The organism is Paenibacillus whitsoniae (assembly GCF_003955665.1).
GTDB classification, from domain to species: domain Bacteria; phylum Bacillota; class Bacilli; order Paenibacillales; family NBRC-103111; genus Paenibacillus_E; species Paenibacillus_E whitsoniae.
In genome coordinates, this window is record NZ_RXHU01000082.1 from 46866 (window position 1) to 69020 (window position 22155).

At 56.2% G+C, this 22155-nt stretch carries 17 protein-coding genes and 1 riboswitch; of the genes, 4 read left to right on the forward strand and 13 right to left on the reverse strand.

Annotated features, from left to right (window positions below; all coding sequences use genetic code 11):
* Positions 1-55: 55 nt before the first annotated feature.
* On the reverse strand, positions 56-1474 hold the full coding sequence (locus tag EJQ19_RS24715) for a patatin-like phospholipase family protein (protein ID WP_241243082.1): 1419 nt from the start codon (positions 1472-1474) through the stop codon (positions 56-58).
* Positions 1475-1564: 90 nt separating this feature from the next.
* A complete protein-coding gene (locus tag EJQ19_RS24720) occupies positions 1565-2452 on the reverse strand; it encodes a LysR family transcriptional regulator (RefSeq protein WP_126143912.1) in 888 nt (295 codons plus the stop codon).
* A 121-nt stretch (positions 2453-2573) separates the two neighbouring features.
* Here EJQ19_RS24720 and EJQ19_RS24725 point away from each other — a divergent pair, with 121 nt between their 5' ends.
* Positions 2574-3242, forward strand: a complete 669-nt coding sequence (locus EJQ19_RS24725) for an O-methyltransferase (RefSeq protein ID WP_126143913.1) — start codon at positions 2574-2576, stop codon at positions 3240-3242.
* 31 nt (positions 3243-3273) lie between these two features.
* Complete coding sequence (locus tag EJQ19_RS32670) at positions 3274-4593, forward strand: tetratricopeptide repeat protein (protein WP_126143914.1); 1320 nt, start codon at positions 3274-3276, stop codon at positions 4591-4593.
* Between the two features lie 792 nt (positions 4594-5385).
* On the opposite strand, the gene EJQ19_RS24735 is transcribed toward EJQ19_RS32670, so the two are convergent.
* From EJQ19_RS24735 to EJQ19_RS24765, 7 genes are read right to left on the reverse strand one after another with little or no spacing between them, the layout of a single operon-like run.
* Positions 5386-6123 carry a tyrosine-protein phosphatase gene (locus tag EJQ19_RS24735; RefSeq protein WP_126143915.1) on the reverse strand — a complete coding sequence of 246 codons (738 nt, stop codon included), beginning with the start codon at positions 6121-6123 and terminating at the stop codon, positions 5386-5388.
* Positions 6124-6162: 39 nt separating this feature from the next.
* The gene (locus EJQ19_RS24740) at positions 6163-6861 is read right to left on the reverse strand and encodes a GntR family transcriptional regulator (protein ID WP_164716710.1); all 699 of its coding nucleotides are present in this window, start codon (positions 6859-6861) and stop codon (positions 6163-6165) included.
* Positions 6861-7691: a carbohydrate ABC transporter permease gene (locus EJQ19_RS24745; protein WP_206438482.1), complete on the reverse strand. Its 831-nt coding sequence runs from the start codon at positions 7689-7691 to the stop codon at positions 6861-6863. Before EJQ19_RS24745 ends, EJQ19_RS24740 begins: the two co-directional genes overlap by 1 nt.
* A 59-nt stretch (positions 7692-7750) precedes the next feature.
* Positions 7751-8707: a carbohydrate ABC transporter permease gene (locus EJQ19_RS24750; RefSeq protein ID WP_126143917.1), complete on the reverse strand. Its 957-nt coding sequence runs from the start codon at positions 8705-8707 to the stop codon at positions 7751-7753.
* A gap of 24 nt (positions 8708-8731) precedes the next feature.
* On the reverse strand, positions 8732-10039 hold the full coding sequence (locus tag EJQ19_RS24755; protein ID WP_126143918.1) for an ABC transporter substrate-binding protein: 1308 nt from the start codon (positions 10037-10039) through the stop codon (positions 8732-8734).
* 26 nt (positions 10040-10065) lie between these two features.
* Entirely contained in the window at positions 10066-10890 is an 825-nt protein-coding gene (locus EJQ19_RS24760; protein ID WP_126143919.1) for a metallophosphoesterase family protein, read from the reverse strand.
* Positions 10891-10896: 6 nt separating this feature from the next.
* Complete coding sequence (locus EJQ19_RS24765; RefSeq protein ID WP_126143920.1) at positions 10897-11886, reverse strand: metallophosphoesterase family protein; 990 nt, start codon at positions 11884-11886, stop codon at positions 10897-10899.
* Between the two features lie 313 nt (positions 11887-12199).
* On the opposite strand from EJQ19_RS24765, the gene EJQ19_RS24770 reads away from it, so the two are divergent.
* Together EJQ19_RS24770 and EJQ19_RS24775 are read left to right on the forward strand one after the other, a co-directional pair.
* Complete coding sequence (locus EJQ19_RS24770) at positions 12200-13276, forward strand: potassium channel family protein (RefSeq protein WP_126143921.1); 1077 nt, start codon at positions 12200-12202, stop codon at positions 13274-13276.
* Between the two features lie 431 nt (positions 13277-13707).
* Positions 13708-14925, forward strand: coding sequence for a lamin tail domain-containing protein (locus EJQ19_RS24775; protein ID WP_126143922.1), 1218 nt, complete (start codon positions 13708-13710; stop codon positions 14923-14925).
* A 572-nt stretch (positions 14926-15497) separates the two neighbouring features.
* Here the strand turns inward: EJQ19_RS24775 and EJQ19_RS24780 are convergent.
* The 4 genes from EJQ19_RS24780 to EJQ19_RS24795 all read right to left on the reverse strand — a co-directional run bounded on the left by EJQ19_RS24780 (position 15498) and on the right by EJQ19_RS24795 (position 21534).
* Positions 15498-16724, reverse strand: coding sequence for an RtcB family protein (locus EJQ19_RS24780; protein ID WP_126143923.1), 1227 nt, complete (start codon positions 16722-16724; stop codon positions 15498-15500).
* A 560-nt stretch (positions 16725-17284) separates the two neighbouring features.
* Positions 17285-18616 carry a voltage-gated chloride channel family protein gene (locus tag EJQ19_RS24785; protein WP_420901700.1) on the reverse strand — a complete coding sequence of 444 codons (1332 nt, stop codon included), beginning with the start codon at positions 18614-18616 and terminating at the stop codon, positions 17285-17287.
* 65 nt (positions 18617-18681) lie between these two features.
* Positions 18682-18741, reverse strand: a riboswitch (Fluoride riboswitch).
* 50 nt (positions 18742-18791) lie between these two features.
* A complete protein-coding gene (locus EJQ19_RS24790) occupies positions 18792-19682 on the reverse strand; it encodes a glycoside hydrolase family 43 protein (RefSeq protein WP_126144009.1) in 891 nt (296 codons plus the stop codon).
* 16 nt (positions 19683-19698) lie between these two features.
* Entirely contained in the window at positions 19699-21534 is a 1836-nt protein-coding gene (locus tag EJQ19_RS24795; RefSeq protein ID WP_241243075.1) for an MGH1-like glycoside hydrolase domain-containing protein, read from the reverse strand.
* Positions 21535-22155 lie beyond the last annotated feature (621 nt).

The window sequence follows — 22155 nt, forward strand, 5'->3', positions numbered from 1 at the left end:
AAAAGGGAGGTCCCGGTCGTCTATACCGTGACCTCCCTTTCTCTATCCCGCCCCGTTACAGGCGGAAATTGCTTTGCTCCAGCTGCGCCAGCGTCCCTCGGCGTCGATCCTTGACGAGGCGCCTGCGTAAATACAGAAGGCCAACACACGTTACAAAGAGCACGGGTATGCAGAACGCATACCACAGCGCCTCTATTACGCCGTGGTTTATCGTTATGTAGACAAACAGCGTCGCATATAACAGCAAATACGCCAGGCTGATGAACTGCGTGATGCTCGGCTTAGGGATGGCAAACCGCTTGTCTCGCTTGCGATCCAGCATCGTCAAGTATGCCGGCGTTGGCGATGCCGCATATTCGCGAATGGTCATAAACGGCCAGGCGGTTTCCGCTGCAGCCTCTGCCAGCAACTCATCTTTCACCTGTTTGCGTCTGAGCTGTTCCTCGCACGATCGATATCCCACGTACATCAAGGTGTAGGCCTCCACCTCCGAGAATGCGTTCAGATCCGTTCGCATCGTCATCGCCAGTGTCCTGACAGTCGAATCAATGCCGGGAAGATCGCAGCGCATGTCGATGCGTACATCCCCGGCCGCTCCCATCCGCAGATCACGAATGACATTCATGAACAAATCCTGGATACGGAGAAAAGACTCCACCGCGTCGACGTCCTCGTAGCTCTCCACGGCCATCGGCATTGACGCGTCACTGAGCAGCATCGTCATGTCCGACTGCCGCAGCAGCTCCAGCGCATGACCGCCCAGATTGTCCAATACACCGCCGTCGACGCCATGAACCCCATGATCCCCAAAGCGAATATCCATCGGGTCAAAAAGCCCCGGCACACAGGCCGATGCCGCCACCGCTTTGGCAATCGGCAGCTGCTGCAGCTCATCCGCCTGCACGCCATGATTCATCGCGTTGCGTGCCCACAGCACACTGTCAGGATTCGTCGATACATAAAGCGTCTGTCCATTCTCAAGAATCGACGTATTCATGATGAGCTCCGGCTTCCGGTTCGACGGGTGGACAGGTGGCTGCTGCCAGTCCAGCAGGACGGTATCGTGGAACATCAACGCCCTAAGCCCCTGCTCCAACTTGGAAGCGAACACCACGTCGGTGTTCAATGACGGAAAGATCCGATGCATGAAACTCAGCAGCGGCTTCGTAATCTGCGGCGGGATGACGGATGAGATCACCCCCGAGACCAGCGCTCGATTGCGCAAATCCTCCTGCACCGCTGTGACAAATGCTCCAATAACCCGCTGCATCAAATCGCGATAATCCTGATCGGTTAACACGCGATCCTTCCGCAGCTCCTCGCACAGCATGTGATAATAAAATGCCCCTACAATCGAACCGCCCGATACCGTTGAGAACGCCTCGACCTGCCTTAGCAATCCTGAATCGGCAAGGCGTGCCAACACCCCAAGATGAAATAACGATGCACGGTAGCCGCCGCCGGATAATGCCACTCCTAACAAGTCCATTCCCCCTTTTGGAGGAATAGTTCGACAAATGGAAGTCATTTCCTCTACAAATTTTTACATGTTTTGCATGTCCGTTCAGGCTTCCCCCTTCACCAACTGAATGAAATTCGCTGCCGAAGGGGGGAGCGGCTCATGCTTCCGGGTACAGATGCCGATGGCATTCATCAACTGAATGCCATCCACGTAGACGCGGGCGAGCTCGCCGCGCTCCACAAAGTCGCGCACCACAAGCGAAGACACAAAGTTCGCACCGTACCCCGCAATGACAGCTTGAATCGCTTCATGCAAGCCATTAAATTGGAGCGATATCGTCGGGAGCGCGGCACCATACGTCCGGCAAAGCGACAGCAGCCGCTCCCGCGTCGTACTTCCTTCCTCCCGCATAACAAAAGGTTCTTTCATCATCTCCGCGAGTGTCACCCGCTGACCCGCGTATCGGTGATGAGGCGCTACGACGAACCATAGCTCATCCTGGAATAACTCCTCCTTATGAATCGCCTCCGGATAGTCCTCTGCGGCCCCTCCAAATATCGCAATATCCACCTCGACATTCATCAGCTTGGCCAAGGCGTCTCCGGAGTTCGTCGTCGTAATCGTCATCTCCACCTGCTCATACTGCCGTTTAAAACGCGCTAGCCACGCCGGCAGCAAAAAGTGCGCCGGCAAATACGTCGCCGCCAGCCGAATGACGCCAGTCGCCCCATTGCGGTAATCGTCCGCGAACTGCTCAAGCTGCTGCTCCACCGCGAACAGCCGCTTCGCCAACCGAGCAAGCTCCTCCCCCGCATCGGTCAAGGCGATGCCTCGCCCTTCCGGCTTTAAGAGCGGGAAGCGGAGCTCTTTTTCGAACCTTTTGATCTGCGCGGTGATGGCCGGTTGGCTGATATGGAGCTGCTCCGAAGCGCGCGTGACACTGCCCGTTGACGCGATGATATGGAACAGCCGCAAAGCATGTAAATTCATTGGCGCCTCCATTTATACACTAAATGTATGATTTACAGATAATTATATATTATATTTATGCATCGAATCCTCGTACACTAAAAGCAGAAAGTAACCCTTTCACTGAGGAGACGTGATTCACATGCAACCGAACGAAACGTGGGAAAAAGTCGATCATTATATTGAGCAGCAATTAATTCCGCATGACCCCGATCTGGAGCGAGTGCTCTCCGCCAATCGGATGGCGGCTCTGCCGCCCTACGATGTCAGCCCGAGCCAAGGCAAACTGCTGCAGCTTCTCATTCAGATGAAGGGTGCGAAGCGTATTCTGGAGATCGGCACCTTGGGTGCCTACAGCACGATTTGGATGGCGCGGGCGCTGCCTGCAGACGGACGGCTTGTCACGCTGGAGCTGGACCCGCACCATGCGGAAATCGCACAAGCGAACTTGCAGCTGGCGGGGCTGGCCGGCAAGGTGGAACTGCGGGTGGGCGACGCCCTGGCGCAGTTGGCCGAGCTCGAAGCCGAGGGCACGCAGCCGTTCGACTTCATCTTTATCGATGCGGATAAGCCGAACAATCCGCACTATTTGAAGTGGGCGCTGGCGTTCTCGCAGCCAGGCACGGTCATTCTCGGCGACAACGTCATCCGTGAGGGCGAGATCTTGCGGGAAGACAGTGCCGATGCGCGCGTGCAGGGGGTCCGGACATTTTACGAGCTGTTGGCCCAAGAACCGCGCATCAGCGCAACGGCGATCCAGACTGTGGGCAGCAAAGGCTATGACGGGTTTATGTTAGGTATTGTGATATAATTGAAAGAAAATGAAGATTTGAGGGCTGTATATGTCACAATTGGTGAAAGTCGGCAGGAATGATCCTTGTCCTTGCGGTAGTGGCAATAAGTATAAGAAATGCTGCCTTCCGGCAGACGAGGCCGGGAACGTTGTGCGCATCGGCGCGCAGCAAACGGCGCAGGAAGAAGTGAAGGCGGAACCGCAACACCCGGCTTCGCAAGCCGAATATAAGTCTTTCATTGCTTACTTGCAATGGACATCCCCCGTTTACGAGATCATTGCCACTAAGCTCCCTGAGCACTTATTGGGGCGTTACACGTGGAAAGACATTTCCATGATTGCCTCGCTTTGGAATCATTATTCGACCTCATCCAAACCAATCATTAACAAGCAGACTGTAGTCCTCGCCACGTTGGAGTACACGCTGTCCTTCCTGTTGGAAGAAGTGGAGGCCACTCAAACGGCTGTAGCCGCGCGTTACGGGGTTTCAGCCGGCAGCATCTCCAAACGGTTCCAGGAAATCCTCGGTTTCTTAGATCAGACCATGAGCGATGAAGAAGAGGATGCTGCGTGGGATGACGATGACGATTTTTTGGATGAAGAGGATTCCTTCATGGCATCGCAGCTGCGGTCGTCCCGCCTTGGCTCCGTCAGTCCGGCGCAGCACCTTATCGATAAAGCTTGGCACACACGCTCCCAGAAGGAACGGAAGTCACTAGCCGAGCAAGCGATCAAGCTTGATCCCCTTCATCCGGATGCCTATAACATTATTGCCGGGGACTTGAAGGACTTCAACTTAGCCGCCGACTACTATCGCCAAGGCATCGAAGCTGGGCGCAAGCAGCTCGGCAGCGCCTTTTTCGCGAAAAACAAAGGTTTTTTCTGGGGATTAACGGAAACAAGACCATTTATGCGCTCCATGTACGGCTGCGCTGAGCTTTGTCTCTACGTGTTGCAGCGCTCAAAGGAAGCCGTATCCCTGCTTGAGGAGATGCTTGCCCTCTCACCGGACGACGGCATGGGCGCCCGCTACTTGCTGGTCACCGCCTATATATTCACTAAGCAATACCAGAAAGGGATAGCTGTCATTGACGAGTACGATGAGGATAGCGCGCAATTCAACTATAACCGCCTTTTCATGCTGTACATGCTGCAAGGGCCACAACAGGAAATGAAAAGACTGCTGCGCCAAGCCAAGAAACAAAATCCTCATGTCCTCCCGCTGCTGCTTGGACTGAAAAAGGTGCCTAAGAACCCACCGGAGACGATTGGGTTCGGGGATGAGTCGGAGGCTGTCGAGTACTTTATGTACCACCATCGCTTGTACACGGAGCATCCCGAAATCGTCAGCTGGATGGCCAAGAATTAGTTGCTCTCATGCGCTTCCCTTCTAATGTGTGCGGTGAAGATAGAAGCCTGGCCCTCTGCGGCCAGGTTTTTAGTTGTGATGAAAGAAGTGGAATTTGGCGCCTCCTAATGATGATCAAGTTGAACAAGCACCTCAACGCTAACGGTTGCCCTGGCGCCTATTTAGCGCTAAATACCATTTTTTCAAGGCTAACGGTTGCAGCAGCGGCTATTCGAGTCAAATTGACCAGATTTCGTTGGTTTTTCAGCAAATAAGCGCTGTCGCGACCGTTACAATTTGAAATGACGCATCGGAAGCTGCATAAGCACTGTGGCAACCGCTACACATTACATTTTTCCAAACTCCACTCATTCAAGTACAACAAGTCAGAAATTCGCTGCCACTCCTCTCTTCTAACTCTTGGAATAAGCATAAACAGTGCGATTTAAGCGACTGGCGCGGCATCCACGTGTTGGCATTGAGTTTTGGGACTTTCTTAGAACCACAAACTGTAAAAACTACAGCTAAATTCAACCCAATAGAGCAAAATTACAGGAATACCTGCATTTCCTACAGCTAAATTTCAAGAAGGTCGATTTGTAATCGCTTCCAAATGAAATGTTGTCGGAATTTAATGTACTTTTTGCAGGAGCCTTCAAGGATTAGGCCGGGATAGCGAAATTTCCTGTACTTTTGCAGGCGGCGCACCGCGGTAGGCGGGATTCGCCCCCTTTTCGCAGAGACAACGCCCTCCCCGCGTCGCTTAGCCACAAAAAAACACGTCCTCTCCAGACAGAGGGGACGTGTTCAACTCTACCCAACCAACCGCGCCTTCAGCGCCTGAAGCTGCGCCTCCGTCAGCCCAATGCCGCGCAAGTACTGCTCGGCACTCGTGTACTTCTCGGCGAGGTGCTCCAGCATCATGACCATGTTGCCGGGGTCGCAGCCGATAAAGTGCTCGTACACCTCCGCCGACACTCCCTCGGGGCGGTCGCGGCGCAGTTCGTCCATGAGCGGCGTCAAGCAGACAGCCGTCAGGCTATAATCTTCGACGATGGTCGCCTCCGGCACGCCCGCCAGCGCGAGCAGCAGCGCAGACACGACGCCGGTGCGGTCTTTGCCCGCCGTGCAGTGATACAGAACGGCACTTTCACCGCTCTCCGCCAGCACCGTGAAGATGCGCAGCAATTCCGCTTGCGCCCCGTCCAGCAGGTCGACGTACAGGTCGCCCAGGCTGCGCACCGCGCCGCTAGACACTTTCGCCGGGTTAATCAGCGAAATGTTGTGATACGCGACGCCTTCATACTCCGCGAAGACGTTCCGCTTCTCCTCCACTTCCCGCGAATGCCGAAGGTCGATCACGCTCGCGATTCCCCGGCCTGCCAAAGCGGCACGGCTTTGTTCCGATACCCGGTGCAAGCCGTCCGCGCGGTAGAACGCTCCCCATTTCGTCGTTTTACCGTCTTTTGTCGCATAACCGCCCAAGTCTCGTACGTTATATGCGCCTTCCACTGCAAGCACGCGCTCCCCTGTTTTTACCATGGCATTCATAGCGTGTAACCACCGTTTCTATGATAGGATGACTGCTCGTTACATATCAAAAGATTGAAATTGCCGGCGCATCTGTTCAATCAACTCCAGGACGACACCTCTCGCTTCGTCCAGATCTCCTGCCGCCAGCGCCTGGTAGATGCGTTTATTGAAATGCCCCGATTGCTGCGGCTTGGGCAGCGTGTGGACATGCAGCTTGCGGTACGAAATGATTTTGAACATATATTTGCCTTTGATCTGTTCGATGATCTGCAGCATGCTTGCATTCTTCACCATGCGCAGCATCGTTTCAATAAAGAGCAGCCCGCTTTCATAATAGGTGCGGTAATCGTCCTCCGCAGAGGCGCGCAACTGCCGCTCCAGATACCCTTCCAGCGTCGGCAAATCGAAGTCGAGCTTTCGCATCGCCGCGATGTCCAGACTGTACAGCTGGAGCGAGGACAACACCTCGAACATCTCGTGGAACTCCCGGAACGAGATGTCTTTGACGAAGACGCCCCGTCCCCGGATGGACTCCACGAAGCCCTCTTTTTCCAGCAAAGAGATAGCGGCCCGGATCGGTGTTCGGCTCATGCCGAAGCGTTCGGCCAGTTCATTTTCCGAGAGCAGCATGCCAGGCAAAAAGTAGCCATTTAACATGTGCTCCCGAATTTGTTGATGGGCTAATTTTTCCAGAGAGGGTTTAGCCAAGCCCGTTAGTTGTGAGTAATCCCGTTCATCGGGTGCAGGTGAATTCATTAACGCAAGCCGCCTTTTAAGAAAGAATCGATAATGTGTCGCTGCAAAGCCAGGTAAATCACGAGAATGGGCAGGCTCGCCATGGTTGTCGCCGCCATCATCGGCCCCCATTGGTTGGCCTCCGTGGACATAAAAGATTGCAGACCGATCTGCAGGGTCGAAAACTGCGGTTTATTCGTGACGAGCAGCGGCCAGAAATAATCGTTCCAAGCCGATATGAACAGCAGCACGCCCGTTGAGGCGATCGTCGCCCGCAAGTTCGGAAATATGGTGCGCCACAGCACGCTCCAATCGGAGGCCCCGTCGAGACGGGCCGCTTCGATCAGCGTTTTGGGAAACGTTCGGAACGTGTGGTACATCTGCAGGACGGCGAACGCCGAGACAAGGTTCGGAATAATCAGCCCCAGCAAATTATTGCGCAGCCCCCAGCCGCTGATGACGACATAGTTCGGAATCATGATGACCTGAAACGGCACCAGCCAAGTAAGCGAGATCAGGGCAAACACGATGCCCTGCCCGCGGAACTGCCAGCGGGTAAACGCAAAAGCGGCCAGAACGCTCGTCAAGAGCTGCGTTGCCGTTTGCACGATCGCCACCGTCAGCGAATTCGCCATCATGCGGGCCATCGGAATGGCTTTCCACGCATAGAGGTAGTTGTCGAACGTCCAATGCTTCGGCAGCAGCGAAGTGGAATAGATGTCGCCGGCCGTTTTAAATGATGTATTCAGCATCCAGTAAAATGGAAAAACAGCCAACAAACTCAGCAATATGAGCAAAATATGCTTGCCGGCCAGCGCCGGGCGGGACACGGTCAGAGACGTTTTCTTCACGTCTGTTCCTCCTTTGGCGACTTTTCCGAATAAGTAGGCAGTAATTTCGGAACGCGCAATTAATTATCGTAGAACGACAGCTTGTTCGAGAGCTTCATGAAACCAAGCGCGATCAAGCTCGAGCCGAATACGACAACAACTGCTGCCGCCGAGCTCGATCCGACGGAGAATGTCTTGAAGCCGTACGTCCACAGCAGGTAATAGATGTTGGTCGTGGAGTTCATCGGGCCGCCCTGCGTCAGCACATTGATGTAGGAAAAGCTCCATTCGGCGGCGAACAACGTGCTCAGCATCGCCATGAACATAATCGTTGGCGACAGTAAGGGCAGCAGCACGTGCCAAATGATTTGCCAGCGGCTTGCCCGATCCATTCTGGCCGCTTCGACGTACTCCTTGTTCAGACCGGACAAGGCGGCCGAGAAGATCAAGGTGCTGAAGCCGATCAGCTTCCAGCCCGTAATGAAGGTGACTGACCAGATCGCCCAGTTGGCGTCGGAAAAGAAACGAATCGGATCATGAACGAGATGCAGCGCCATCAACGTTTTGTTGATGAGGCCGCCCATCGGGTTCATGAGCCAGCTCCAGATCGCGGATACGGCGACCGGCGCCATGATCATCGGCACGAAGACGAGCGCCCGATACAAGGTGCGCGACCGCTTGCCGATGTTGTCGGTGGCAATGGCGATAGCCAGCGGGATGATAAGTGAGAACGGCAGCACACCGACGGTGTAGATCAGCGTGTTCAGCAGCGCCTGGCTCATGTCCGGCAGCTTGAACAGGAGCTCGTAGTTTTTCAGTCCCATCCAGACCTGAGGCGAAGTCGGCAGCATGTTCCACTCATAGAAACTGAGCCGCACTGTCTGCAGCAGCGGACGGTACACCCAGTAGCCGATGGACAGCAGCGCCGGCAGCAGGTACAGCCACGGCATGATCCAGCGCAGCGAGCGCTTGCGGCGCACGCGCTGCACCGGGTTGGACCGTTCCTTAGGCAGAGCCCCAGCAAGGGTATTATTCATGGGTTTGCTCCTTTCCGGTCAAGCTTATTGAATCAGCGTTTGCGCGCGCTTCTGCGCGTCCTGCATGATCGGCGTAATATCGCCGGTCGTTTGCAGCGATTTTTGCACGGCATCGAGGAAGGTCGACTCGACTTGGCTGAATTTGGCGCCTGGGTAGGACACCCATGGCTGCAGGCGCGCAAGCTGATCCAGATTCGGCTTAACGAGCGGATTCTGCGCAACCCAGTCTTTCAGATATTGCGCGTCGTCTACGATCGCGGGACGCAGCGGGAGGTAGCCCATTTTCGTCGTGATGATGGTGTAGCCGCGCTCGCTAGTCGCAAACTTCACGAATTCCCACGCCGCCTTTTGCTTCGCTTTATCTTCGGACAAGATGAACAAAGCGCTGCCGGAGTTCACCGGCGTTGTCGGCTTGCTGCCGAAGGAAGGCATCGCTGCGTTTTTCAGTTCCCAGCCGCCTGCTTTCGCCGCTGTGATGAAGCCGCTTTGCAGCGCACTTGTGGTGAGCAGCATACCGAGCTTGCCTTCGCTGAACGATTGCGTCACGTCGCCGTCGTTCAATTTGTCGTGCGCGCCGCTTTGGATCAGATCCCGCCACATCGTGATGGCGCCGACGGCCGCAGGCTCACCGAACTGAATCGATTTGCGGTCATCGGAGAGCACCTTGCCGCCATTGCTGCCGACCAGCGCTTGCGCGACCCAGTCTGCGCCTGCCATCCCTTGGATGTGGACGCCTGCGGCTTTCGTTTTGGAGGTGATTTGCAGGGCTGCCTGCTTCACCTCGTCCCACGTTTTCGGCGGCTGGTTCGGGTCGAGTCCGGCATCTTGGAAGATTTTCGCATTGTAAAAGAGAACCGGTGTGCTGAATGTGTACGGCATGCCGTATGTTTTGCCTTTAAGCTGTCCCAGCTTCAGCCCGTTAGGGGAGAAGCCTTCGAAGTTCTTTTTCAGCTCGTCGGCCGGAACAACGTCCTCGAGCGCCTTGGCGCCGTAGTTCTGCACGGCATAATCCAGTCCGTCAAAGACGAGCTGCGCCACGTCGGGACGCGAGCCGGCGGCAATATCCGCCTGCACCTTCGTATTGATTTCGGTCGACGCAATGGCGATCGGATCGATTTTAATATCCGGGTGAGCCGCTTCGAATTCGGAGATCAACTGCAGCACGCCCTCTTTTTGACTGGCAATCGCCAGATTGTAGCTGTAGAACGTAATTTGGGTCGGCTCGCCGGACGACTTCACAGAACCGGATGCCTCCTGATTGGCAGTCCCGCAGGCCGCTGTTGTCAACATGGCCAAGGCAATTACGCCGGCTGTTACCATTTTTCTGGACATGATGGTCTCCCTCTCCTCTATTCTGATTAGCTATGCGCCGCTTGCAGCTTCTTCAGATCATACTCGACCAGCACACGCTGCTCGCCCGGCACCATCATCGGTTGTACGATCATCTGTCCGTTTTTCACGAGAACATAGTTATAGCCGGAGCGCTCGACCATGCGCATGACGCCCTCTGCCATCGGATCCAAGCCGAAGGCCGAACCGTCCGCCGAAGCGCACAGGATGCCGTTCAGCAAGCCGATGTTGTGAAAATGAATGTGCCCCGACAGCAGACCGATCACATCGCTGCCTTCGATGACCGCCGCCAGGTCCTGTGGATTTTGCAGCAGGTGGCTGTCCATCATCGCCGTCGGCGTCGCCACGACCGGGTGATGGTGCACGAGAATGGTGCCGATCGGTGCCGGTTCGGCGAGCACGCCTTTCAGCCAGCGAAGCTGCTCAGGATCCAGATATCCGTCATGGCTGCCCGGCACTTGCGTATTCAGCACGACCACACGCAGCCCGTCGTTCATGAAGCTGTAGTAGTACGAAGCGTCGGAAGGCTCCTCCTCGAGATACCCCTCGCGAAACGGCTCGCGCGTATCGTGATTGCCGAGCGCCACATGAATCGGCACGCCGAGCGCACGCTCTTCCGCTTGCAGGAAACTCCGCAGAAAACGGTAATCCTCCAGATCGCCGTCATGCGTCAAATCGCCGCTGACCACGACAAAGGCCGGCTTCGTTTCCAACTTGCCGATTTCGGCGAAAATGCTGTGCAGTTTGTCGGACATGGTCAATCCGAACAGCGGCTGCTTGCCTGGCTTGCTCAGGTGAATATCCGTGATATGTACAAAGAAAATAGATTCCATGGGGATTTACTCCTTCACGTGTTTTGTTCTATGAGGCGGATAAGCCGTAATGTCCTGCACGCCGTCCAGATGGATGACACGGTAGGTCGGAACGCCGCCTCGCATCGTAACCCACAGCAGCAGGTTAGCGTTAGCGCCAACTTCTTCCTCTCCGTGCGGCAGTCCGCCGGTACGGCCCAGTTGGATCAGCTCGCGGTTGCCTTCGCGGGTATATTCAAGCTCGTGCAGGTGCCCTGCGAAAATCGTGTGCGGGCGATTGCTCAACAGCCGCTCCAGGCGCGTGAACTCCTCGCTGCCCGTTTTCCAGCCCGGTTTATGCATGGAGATAAAGGTCCAGGATACGTCCTGGTGCTCTTTCAATACGTCCTCGATAAAAGCGAACTGCTCTTCGCCGATCGTCATTTTGATTTGCGACATGCCTTGGAGCTGCTCGGGCGTCAATGCCTCGCCGAACGCTTTTAGATGCTGCTTGGCGCCTGCGGGATCGCGCTTAATTTGTTCCGTTACCGTTTTGATCACGTTTACGAACGCTTCCGGCAGCTCATCCGGCGTATGCTCCGTATTGATCGTGATGTACAACGCGTCGCCGGCGCGGAAAGCGTAATAATCCATGCCTTTACGCTCGCTCCACACGTCCGCCATCACAGCGTTGCCGTAGTCGTGATTGCCGACCGTCGGGAAAAACGGCAGACCCGTCGCTTGCACCATCGCATCCAGCTCATCCCACTCCTCATGCGCGGAGGCAGGGTTCGTCCAGTAGCCCTCAATTAAATCGCCAACGGCCAGCACAAACGACGGCTTCAAATCCTTGAGCACCTCGATCGCTTTCTCAAACACGCCCGCCGTCGCCATCCCGCACCGGTCGCCTACGACGGCAAAAGCATAATCGCCTGTTAATGTCTCCGGATGCTTGCCGAACCAAGGCCGTTTGTTGGTGATAAAGCGAACGTCTTCCAACACACTGAAATGAGGTTTGATCTGATCTTTGGTTTGCATGGTCTGCTCCTTTGTCCTCCAGATTGGAATTGCTGACAAGACTCATTATGCAGGTTGTATGTAAGTTGAATATCAAGCGGGGGATAAGAATTTGTGAAGGGGGCGCAACAGTTAACAGAATGTTTACATCTGCCGTTTGGCCGGCAACGCTTATACCTAGCGCTTGTCCTCAACGTTGTATTTATCACACAACCTTGGTGCATCCTCTTGTCGGCGATCAGTGCTATTTGCGTGTGAGATTAGCCGCATTGGGGCAGATTAGGAAGTAGCACATGTTGAATTTGGATGCAAAAGCTGGGGGGCCGCCTTGCCGATGTGGCTACAATTAAAAAAAGTGTTCTACCACCTGATTCATTTGAAGGGCCGCATTTTCTTCCCTTTTGTCATCGGATATGTCTTACTTGCCGCCGCCGTTGCGCTGACACTGGAGCCCGATACCTTTGATCACTCCATGCTGACCTCCGTATACTGGGTGCTAACCACCCTCGCCACCATCGGCTTTGGCGATTATGCGCCGGTGACAGATAGCGGTAAATTTTTTACCATCTGCCTGTATGTCACGGGCATTGCGCTGATCAGCGCGTTTATCCGAAAAATCGTCAAATCCCTCGCGCATCTTGAACAACTACGAGTAGGTGGTCAATTGAACTATTCAGGCCAAAACCATATCATCCTCGTCGGCTGGAACGACAAAGCGAAGCTCGCGATTCAGGAGATTCTGACCTCTGACCGTTCCACCGACATTGTGCTGATCGACAAGCTCGACAAGCTCCCGATCGTGGACGATCGGCTCTTCTACGTGCGCGGCGACGCGACCGGCGAAGAAACACTGTTGCAAGCCGGGCTGCCCCGTGCAATGGGCGTAATTCTCTTCGCGGATCATATGACGCAAGACGTCTATGCAGCGAAAGATCCGCTGCTCGTCGACGGCAAAACACTGCTCGTCGCCACCGCCATCGCCGCGCTCGAAGAGCGCTTAGGCGTCTCGGTCCACATCACCGCCGAGGTGATGAACGAGAAACACATCGCGCTGTTTAAGCACGCGGATGTCGACGAGTTCATTCCGACGCAGGAGATGATCTCGCATGCCGCCGTCCGTTCCATCTACACGCACGGCGTCACGCAGATGTATGCCGAGTTGATGAGCCGGCAGTGCACCGAGGGTATGTACGAGGTGCCGAAGCAGCCGGCGTGGCGAACGTACCGCGATGCGTTCAGCGCCCTGCTGGACCAGGGCGCCACGCTGGTCGCGGATCGCGGCGACCTGCACATCAACCGCAAGCTGGACGCCCCGGTGCCGGCGGATGCGCAGCTGTACGTGATCTGCGACCGCGAGACGCTAGCGCGGATTGGCGGCTCGCCGGACGAGGCGGCGGGCCGGGTGCATTAGAGGGGAGGCGCATGGGGGTGCGCCGTCTTGTGAGTGGCTAGGCGGCGGATGGTGGACGACGACTTGTATGGGCGGGGCGGCTGGCGCTCGCATGTATAGACGGTGTGCCTGATGCGATGGCGTATGCTGCCCGCAACCTGCAGAAACTACATCAAATTTCAAGAAAATAGCCGAAAAACGGAAGAAACCTGCAAATACTACAGTTAAATTCGGGCCAACCTCACCAAATGACTAAGTTTAGAGGGTTCAGCCCAATTTTAACTGTATAGAATGCAGGTCTTTTCGTTTTATACTGCCTTTTCACCACATTTTGCTGTACATTTTGCAGGTTTTGTCGGATGCAGTCGCTCCACAGCATGGTTTCTTTACGCCATCTTAATAATTCCATGCTATAGTTATTCACGACTATACATTTAAAGGGGCGCAATACCATGAAATCAAGCATCAAAGGGTTCATTTTAGGCGTAGTGACGACTTGTCTCTTATTTGGAGCAACGGCCGCTTATGCTGCTGGCGGGACGATGATTGAGGTGTATTTTGAGAAGCTGAAATACATCTTCGACGGCACCGAGAAGCAGCCGACCGCCGACCAGGGGCAGGGATTTATTTACAAAGGTACGACGTATGTGCCGCTGCGTTTTGTTACGGAGTCGCTTGGCAAGGAAGTCGGCTGGAATGATGCCGCCAAAACCATTACGATCGGCAAACCGTCCACGACACCGGCCGCCCCCGCATCCGAGGCCACGCCCGCCGGCACCGCAGCGGCAAATACCACCAACCCCATGGCAGGTGAAACAATCCCCCTGACGAGCATCGCCGGCATGATAAAAGAAGACGAAGCCAGCATGCTGAACGTCGACGCTTGGGGGAAGGGGCATAATACCGCTGTGCATAAGCCAGCTTTTCGGATCGGCGGTACGACCTTTGCCACAGGATTGGGTCTTTACCATCACAATAGTCCGTATCCGCCACATATCAAGACGGGAGGTACCGTTCAGTATCCGCTTGATGGCAACTATACGAAGCTGACTGCCCAGGTGGGCGCCGACGAAAGCAGTATTTCCGATACGGCCAAGGGGACGATCAAGTTTATTGGGGATGGCCGGGAACTGCTGGTCGTCTCGTCGATTAAATCCGGGGAAGCGGCCAGACCTATCGAGGTGGATGTCACCAACGTGAAGGTGCTCCGCATTAATTTTAACTCCGATCGCAACGGTCTGATTAATCAGATTATCGGTGATCCGCAGCTGACACCGGCATCCATACAAGGGTCCACTGCACCCTCTACTGCACCAGCTGCGCAATCTGACATCATCATCGTCGAGAGAGACAAGAAGTCCGAATATATAGTGCTGAAAAATAGAAGCCGAAACGCCATCGATTTAAAAGGCTGGCGCGTGCTCAGCGTGAACGGCAGTCAATCCTATACGTTTAAAGACAGCTTCTCGCTCGGTCCCGATTCCTATGTGGCGCTGCTGAGCGGCGACGAAGGCAAGAGCTTCGCCGCTACCGGCGCATCGACTTCTACCTTCCGCACGTATTCCCAGAGCCTGCTGTGGACGGCGTCGGATGTTTGGAACAATACCGAAACCGATGCCGCCGAACTCTACGACCCGCAGGGGACCAAAGTCAGCGAGTATATCAACTAATCGAAACAGCCAACAGCTAGTTCACGCCGTTGGCTGTTTGTTTATTCTGCGGGATACACGCAGTGTTGTATGGTTAGGCTTGAGGAAACCGACATCGGCCACAATCTGCCTATGGGCCTTGCTCACCACCTGCCGACGCTTCTCTAATGAACTGGATTTCCTCCCGTACATTTCATATTTTTGCCCAAATCGAGGTACCGATCTGGAAATCCGCACTCCCACTCCTAATCAACGGGAATTTCTCTAGCTCATTTCGCACAAATTCGGCAGTTCGCAGCAATAAACTGGAAATTACTAACGTCCATTTTGGCGTTTTAGAGCGTTTTAGCTACTTTGCGGCCTAGAATCGTGAATAGCATGAAGAAATTCCAGTTCATGCGCTTCCTAACTAAAACGACACAAACGAACTGGAGTAGTTCCCGTTCGCTGGGGTGTTACAGGTGATTGGGAGAAGCCCGCCTCCCGACTTTTACAACTTATTCAATCAAAAGCGGAAACCGAAGCTCTTCCGATGCCCTGTATCGATTTTACAAACTTACGCCTCCGGCGCAGGTAAAATCCTGATCCGTCGTCTAATCCTTATACGGATCAAATTCATCCGCACCGGCCATGCACACGCCGATCGGCCGCAAAACATGCAGCACGTCGATCGTCTCGGCGTGCGCATCCAACACCTGCTGGAGCTTCCGGTACACGAACGGACTTTCGTCCGTTCCCGCGCCGCGAAGCTCCACGCCGAACTCCCGCACCGCGCGCATCATCTGCGCGTCGCTGATTTGCCCACCCGCGCGCGTGCGGGTGCGCCAGTTCATTTTCCCCGCAGCCTGCGTGCGGCTCATGATGCGGCCTGCGCCGTGGACCGTGCTGTAGAACGCGTCGCGGTTCTCCGCGGTGTCCTTGCCGCGCACGATGACCGAGATATCGCCCATGCTGCCGCCGATAAAACCGAGCTGCCCCGGCGCGGACGGCGTCGCGCCCTTGCGCACAACGATCACATCGCGGCCGTCATGCGTCTCACGCCACGCGTAGTTGTGGTGGTTGTGCACCGCAAAGTCAGCTTCCGCCCCCACCAAATCCAACACCTGCTGGATGACGTAGTCCCTCCCCGCGTAAGCATATTGCCCGGCCAGCCTCATCGCACGGTAGTACATATCGCCGAGCTCGCTGCTCAGATCGAGCAGCACCGGCGGCTGATCCATGCTCTCGCCGGGTGCGTTCGCCAGGAACTCACGGCCTGCCGCCAGATTCAGGAAGCCGCTGGCCGTCTTATGCCCGAACCCCCGGCTTCCAAAATGGTTGCTGATCCACAACCGGCCCGTCGCCTCTTCTTCGAACAGGTCGACGAAATGGTTGCCGCTGCCGACCGTGCCGAGCTGATTGCGGGCCAACGCCTTCAGTTTGTCGTGTTCCTGCCGACCCACAGCGAGGTACACCGCCCAGTCCGGATCATCGAACAGCGCATGATCCACCTGCTCGCTGTTTGAACGGCCGACGCCGAAGGAAACCTTTTTCGCGAGCTTGTTCATGATCTTCGTCAGACGCGGCTTCATGTCCGCCGCCATCAGATTCGTGCGCACCGCCTTGTTGCCGCACCCGATATCGTAGCCGACGCCGGACGGCGAGATTTGCCCTTCATAAGCCATCACGCCGCCAATCGGCTGGCTGTAGCCTTTGTGGTGATCGGCCATGAGCAGCGCCTGCACGACATTACCGTGAGCAGCACAGGTGATAGCCTGCGTCACTGCACCCGGATCCGGCTTTCCCCAGACACGGACGCCATCTATATTTTGGTAAGCCATTTATATAACACTCCTTGTGGATAACTTTATTCTTGAACTAGTTGTCGCTGCGCTTCCTGCGACCCGCATTCTTGTATCTAATCTCTGTGGTGAAAGTATGGCGACGGGCTTACTCTTCAGTTGTAAAACACGCCCCATCCGTGCAGCCTCCATAGCCGTCGGAGCTAGTCCCTGCGCCTCTTCATGCACCGTCCCCATAAATTTCATCGCCTGAAAATGATGCTCCGTCCTCGGCCACACCCGGCCATCCAATATCCGTCTGGTTTATTCGTCTCCTAGAACCAGATCACCTTGAGCTCTGACTTGCTTTGGAACAGCCCCTGTTTATAGGCTTGCAATTGTTTTTCAATGTTATCGTCCATGTGCATCCCCACGCTCTCCCTGTTAAACTACTCAAATCTTACCACACCCCTCCCCCTAATTCTTGGTAAAAAAGGAGTTGATTCATCTTTCGGCAATCCCCTGCCAACGGTCGGTACCTATGCAAAAAAGCCTGCCGCCCTCACAGCGGCAAGCCTCTTCATCTCCGGCACAGCCTTATCTCGACACTTCTGCCTACATCAAAGCCCCTCATCCCGCTCCCCACGAACCGCCTTCTTCAGTTTCACATTCCCCAACGTCGCCCCGGCCGCAAGCGGATGCAGCTTCGATTTGGAAACGCCGATCTGCTGTGACGAGTAAATGCCCGTGTGCCCCGAAAATAAATAACTGACCACGCACGCCAGGAACATATAAATCATGCTTTCTGAACCGAACAGCTCAATCCCCATGACAAAACAGGCCAAAGGCGTATTCGTCGCCCCGCTGAACACCGCGATAAAGCCCAGCCCTGCGAGAAACGGCGCGGAGAGATGCAGCAGACCGGCCAGTGAATGGCCGAGTGCAGCACCGATCGCAAACAGCGGCGTCACCTCGCCGCCCTGATAGCCGGCACCGAGCGTCAACGCGGTGAACAGCGTTTTCCACAGGAAGGCAAGCGGTGCAACCGCCCCGTCAAAGGAGCTTTGAATGAGCGGAATCCCAAGCCCCAAATAATCGCGCGTCTGAAAAACAAACACGAGTGCGATCACCACCAAACCGCCGACAAAGCTGCGCAGCATCGGATTCGTCAGGAGCTTGGCGTACAGCTTTTTCAGCCCATGCGTCAGTTCACTAAACAGCAGAGCAGCCAGCCCGAACAACACGGAAGCGATCGCCACCTTCAGCACGACTGCCCAAGACATATCCGGTGCAGCGCCCATCTCATAATGAAGATGGTGAATCCCCCACCCGATCGTCACCAGATTGCCCACAACACTCGCGATAAAACAAGGTAAAATCGCCCGGTAGCTGACCAACCCCACAGCAACAACTTCCAGCGCAAAAATCGTCCCCGCCAACGGCGTCCCGAACACGGAGCCGAAGCCGCTGCTGATGCCGCACATCAGCAAAATTTGCCGATCGATGCCGTCTACTTTCAGCGCGCGGCCAACCGCTTCGGACAAGCTCCCGCCCATTTGTACCGCCGTTCCTTCCCGGCCGGCGGAGCCTCCGAACAGATGCGTCAGGAGCGTACCGAGCAGTACAAGCGGCGCCATCCGAAGAGGCACACGTTCCTGTCCGCCCTGAATCTGCTCCAGAATCAGATTGTTGCCCTTGCCCGCGTTCCGCCCGATGCGCACATACAGATAGGCCATCAGCGCTCCGCCCAACGGCAGCAAATACAGCAGCCATGGATGCGCCATACGGCTCTCGGTGACATCATCCAGACTTGCCAAAAACAGCGCAGACGCCGAACCTGATAAAATGCCGACAACGCCGGCGTACAACAACCACTTCAACATCGCACCCAGCAGGGCGACGTGCATCACGCTTTCCCCATAGCGGTATGCCCTTTCTTGCCACTTCTTCAATTCAAACCCATCTCCCGTCCTAACAAATTGCCGATAAAAAATAGACTCCTACCAGGATAGTATGATCGCTGGTAGGAGTCATTAGCCCGAAGGCGGTTATGGCGAACTCCATCGCCGTATTTACATTACAGTCATTTTATACCATGCCTGACGGCCAAGTCAATAACCCGCCCGCTTACTTGTCCGCGAGCCGCAGCCTGCCGCCCTGTTCCGCTACAGGCAGGAACAACGGCCGCTCATTCGGCGTCCGGTTCGGTGAATGAATTGTGAGCATGAGCCTACCGTCGAACGTGCGGAAAAGCATCCCATGCCCGCCGTCCGCCTGAAACAGCGCCTCCGGTTCGTGTACCCACGGACCCTCGATGTGTCCGCTGGCGGACACTGCAAAACCGAGCGCGTAGCGATTCTCATGGAAGCTCGCCCAAAGCAAGAGCAGCGTGCCGTCCTCGGCCCGGTGCAAAAAAGCGCCGTCGGTCACGAACACGTCACCAGCGTCAGTCGACTTGGCGTCGAGCCGGGTGACCCACGGCGCTTCCGACGCACGGAACAGCACGACCGGCTCGCCGACAGCTTCCCGCAGGTCCGCGCTCAGCCGCACGGCGCAGATTTCGCCGTCGAGTACTTGCGTCCACTCGTGGCAGAACACCATCCACGGCTGCCCAGCCTCGTCGACATACAGCGTGCCGTCCAGGCACGGCCAATCCACCGGCGTGACCGGCCCGTCGCTGTGCAGCTGGAACGGGCCGGTTAAGCTATCGGCCGCCAGCACGGCTGTGCCGAGCAACTTGTTGCTGCGCCGCCGGAACGTCGCGAACATGTAATACCGGCCGCCGTACGGATAAACCTCCGGCGCCCAAAAATTCTCCTCCGAGAAGAAGTCCTCACCGGGACGAAACACCGGAAAAGGCCCTTCCCAACGCTCGAGATCTGTTCCGACATAGACGTCGAAGCCAGTGCCCTTGCCCCAAATGTTCGCGTCGGTGCTGCCGAATAAGTAGTACTTTCCCTCCTCTGGCATGGGTACTACGTAAGGATCCCGAATCTGTACTTCGCTGTTGGTTTTCATATGCTGCTCGCCCCCATCAATATGTCGGATAAACAACGCCTATATCCCGCTTGCTCACAAAGATGCCGTTCTCGAATGCCAGCCATTCATTGCCCTTCACCGTCACCGGAATCTCTCTGCCTTCATACGAAACCGTTCCCGTGACAGGCACACTCACCATGCCAATTACGCCCAGCAGCCCGCCCTTTCGGTCGGTCACGACGCGCAAGCCATACGGAAACCTCACCCACGTCTCCCCATTCCGGCAAATTTCCGAGCCTTCACGGGTGTTGAACAACTCGAACACCGCACCGTCCACATTCCTGCTGTACGCTGTCTCCTCCGCTACTTCCGTACCGTGATCCATCGCATACGGCACAAGGCCGGTGAACCACAGAGAACCTTTTTCATCCGCCACAGGCAAAATGCCGCAAAGCCGCTCTACGTAATCCAGCACGCCTAGAATCGCAGGCGAGTACGCCTCCGTGTACCCTTCTTCACCAGTCCATGGGCAGAGTGTCTGCGAGAACCGCGTCATGCGGGACATAGCCGACAGCAGCGGCTGCATCACCCACGTCAGCTCCACATACCGATGATGGTGCTCAAACGCATGCGCCGTCCGGATAATACTGAGGAAATTCGTCGGCCCCGCCCAGCTGTTATAGTTGGAGTTCGGGTTAAAACGCGGATCATCCATCGCGATCGACGGAAACGGATATTTCGTAAAAAACTTCCGCGTACACAGCAAATACCGCCGCAGCGCCTCGTCGAAGAACGCTCTGTCCCCAACCTCACAAGCCAGCACGCGCAGCAGCACGTCCGACTGCACACGCACCAATTCCCCCTGCCGGTCCCGGTCATAAAAGAATGCGTCTTCCTCGTCGTAACAGTGCCGGAAAAGGCTGTCCAGCGTCTGTTCCGCCTTCGCGCGCCACGCTGAAGCCGACTCTTCGGGCTCGCCGAGCGCCTCCGCCATCTTGGCCAAGATCAGCCGCTGGCAGTACACATGCGCCGTCATGTCCGGCGCAAGGAACGGCAGCACCGGCGAGTGCGGGTCCACGCGCTGCGGATCGCCGAGATGCGGCGTATCCGGCACGTGCCAGAACCTCGGAGATCCGTCGTGCCCCGTATCGAACGTGCAAAACGCCTCCACGCAGCCCGTGCCCCGCGTGTCGCGCCATTCCGCCAGCCAGCGGTCGAAGCCCGCCAGCGCGTCGTACATGCTCCGCAGGAACGCCTGCGGCTTGCCATGCAGGAGGTAGTACCCCCACGCGCTGCGCGCCAGCGGCGTGACCAGCTGGATCTGCCGGAACACCGGGCCGTGTTCCGTGATTTTGTACGGCAGCAGGCCGTCCTCCCGCTGCAGCTTGGCGAAGCCGAGGTACGTGTTCGCCGCCACCGACGGCACGAACCGCGCGAGCAGCTCGCTGTTGATTGTGCCTGTGCTCTCTAGCCAGCAGCCGCGGTAGACGCCGCCTTCCTGCAGGATCGGCCCCAGATCCAGCGTCGGCACGATGCAGTCCAGCAGCCTGCGCCGCGCGGCATCGTGCACCTGCTCCAGCCGACCCGAGGACGCCGCAAAGCGAACGCCGGAGCGCTCCCACTCCGCCAAAACCTCGGCGTCCGAGGGCTTGCCTGCCGCCGACGCCGCCTCCGAGCATCCCAGCTCGCCCGGACCAACCGCGTTCCCCGGATCAGCCGATACTCCAGCTACGCTATGTCCAAGCACGCCACTCGGCTCCACCGACACTTCCACGATTTCCTGCCGGTCTGCACACGCTGTCTCTACAACACCACACGGCGCATCCTGCCACACGTTCCCGCTCGATGTTCTGCCACTCCGCAGCCGTTCCTTTAAAACTTCTATGCTCATCCGTCTACCTCCCCCTTCACTATGCCGGCCAACAGGCTGCTAACTAGGCCTAGCCCCCGCTACTTCCGCCCAACACGCCAATTTCGGCGCGCTAAGAGGGGCTAAGCACCCTTAGAGCGACCTTTTCAGGCGGTTTGGCCACCATATCGCCTTGCTAACTAGGCCCAGACCCTGCTATTCTCGCCCAACACGCCAATTTCGGCGCATTAAGAGGGGCTGAGCACCCTTAGAGCGACCTTTTCAGGCGGTTTGGCCACCATATCGCCTTGCTAACTAGGGCTAGACCCTGCTATTCCTGCCCATCATGCCAACTTCGGCGCATTAAGAGGGGCTGAGCACCCTTAGCGCGACCTTTCAGTTGGCACACTCTCCGAACAGCCAAGTCGCCGCAGATCAATAAGAGTAGTGCATCACTCTTATTCCCTCTCTTCCGCCGGCTAGCCGCAAAATAAGCGCGGTAAACCGTGCCTATTTCGCCCCGCAGGCGGGTTTTTCCGCGTGTGCGGCGGCCATTAAGCGTGGTTTACCACTGCTATTTCCCCCACCGCGCGCCAACTCCCTAAAATACGAGTGGTTTCCCCCTCTTATTTCGCTCTGCAACCGAACCACCTTACGCTGGAC

Coding starts and splice junctions, on each gene's coding strand:
- EJQ19_RS24720 (WP_126143912.1), bottom strand. CDS start 2,452: ATGAATTTACATGCTTTGCGGCTGTTCCATATCATCGCGTCAACGGGC.
- EJQ19_RS24725 (WP_126143913.1), top strand. CDS start 2,574: ATGCAACCGAACGAAACGTGGGAAAAAGTCGATCATTATATTGAGCAG.
- EJQ19_RS32670 (WP_126143914.1), top strand. CDS start 3,274: ATGTCACAATTGGTGAAAGTCGGCAGGAATGATCCTTGTCCTTGCGGT.
- EJQ19_RS24735 (WP_126143915.1), bottom strand. CDS start 6,123: ATGAATGCCATGGTAAAAACAGGGGAGCGCGTGCTTGCAGTGGAAGGC.
- EJQ19_RS24740 (WP_164716710.1), bottom strand. CDS start 6,861: ATGAATTCACCTGCACCCGATGAACGGGATTACTCACAACTAACGGGC.
- EJQ19_RS24750 (WP_126143917.1), bottom strand. CDS start 8,707: ATGAATAATACCCTTGCTGGGGCTCTGCCTAAGGAACGGTCCAACCCG.
- EJQ19_RS24755 (WP_126143918.1), bottom strand. CDS start 10,039: ATGTCCAGAAAAATGGTAACAGCCGGCGTAATTGCCTTGGCCATGTTG.
- EJQ19_RS24760 (WP_126143919.1), bottom strand. CDS start 10,890: ATGGAATCTATTTTCTTTGTACATATCACGGATATTCACCTGAGCAAG.
- EJQ19_RS24765 (WP_126143920.1), bottom strand. CDS start 11,886: ATGCAAACCAAAGATCAGATCAAACCTCATTTCAGTGTGTTGGAAGAC.
- EJQ19_RS24770 (WP_126143921.1), top strand. CDS start 12,200: ATGTGGCTACAATTAAAAAAAGTGTTCTACCACCTGATTCATTTGAAG.
- EJQ19_RS24775 (WP_126143922.1), top strand. CDS start 13,708: ATGAAATCAAGCATCAAAGGGTTCATTTTAGGCGTAGTGACGACTTGT.
- EJQ19_RS24780 (WP_126143923.1), bottom strand. CDS start 16,724: ATGGCTTACCAAAATATAGATGGCGTCCGTGTCTGGGGAAAGCCGGAT.
- EJQ19_RS24790 (WP_126144009.1), bottom strand. CDS start 19,682: ATGAAAACCAACAGCGAAGTACAGATTCGGGATCCTTACGTAGTACCC.
- EJQ19_RS24795 (WP_241243075.1), bottom strand. CDS start 21,534: ATGAGCATAGAAGTTTTAAAGGAACGGCTGCGGAGTGGCAGAACATCG.